Raw genomic sequence first — 594 nt, 5'->3', positions numbered from 1 at the left:
CGTTACCGTGAAAACCAAACGAGATAATGCAAAACGGCAGCGTCATCAGGATATACGGCAGATACTGCGAATTAGGCAGCGCCACCGCTACGCTGTCGACAAGTTTTGCCACTTCGATATGGCCTACCAGTCCGGAGAAGGTGGCAAAGAACGCTACAAACTTACCGATAATCAGCACGGTAGTGATGCGTCCAACCAGCAACGAGCTGTACCAGGCAATTGCCCCAACCAGCATACTGACGATAATCACCGAGATATTTGCCGGAAAACGTACACCACTGTATTTGAATACGGTTTGCGCCATCACTGCCGATGAACCGGAGATATAGGCATAGGTCAGAATATATAGCACAAAACCGAAAGCGATGCCGACCACGATATTCCACTTACGGCCTAATAAATCCTGGGTAAAGGTATTAAAACTGGCACCAGCGCCATAATGCAGGTTAACTTCAACCAGCATCAGGCCGGTTAATAACATCATGATGGCAATAAACAGAAGAATAACCGACGCACCGGGGAACCATACGCCAGCCATCGCAATCGGCAGGGAAAACATTCCGCCACCCACTACGGTCGCGATAACCAACATGG

The 594-nt window shown here is 49.2% G+C and carries 1 protein-coding gene; it reads right to left on the bottom strand.

Going from position 1 to position 594, the window contains the following annotated elements; all coding sequences use genetic code 11:
- Window positions 1-592 (bottom strand): aromatic amino acid transport family protein (locus FDX14_RS04255; RefSeq protein ID WP_286364576.1); only part of this gene is annotated, 592 nt, incomplete at its 3' end.
- Between the last annotated feature and the right edge of the window lie 2 nt (window positions 593-594).

Origin of the sequence: Citrobacter sp. wls710 (assembly GCF_005281115.1) — a bacterium.
Classification (GTDB): domain Bacteria; phylum Pseudomonadota; class Gammaproteobacteria; order Enterobacterales; family Enterobacteriaceae; genus Citrobacter; species Citrobacter werkmanii.
Note: the sequence above shows the minus strand (reverse complement) of the source record. Positions and strands in the feature narration are given on the sequence as shown.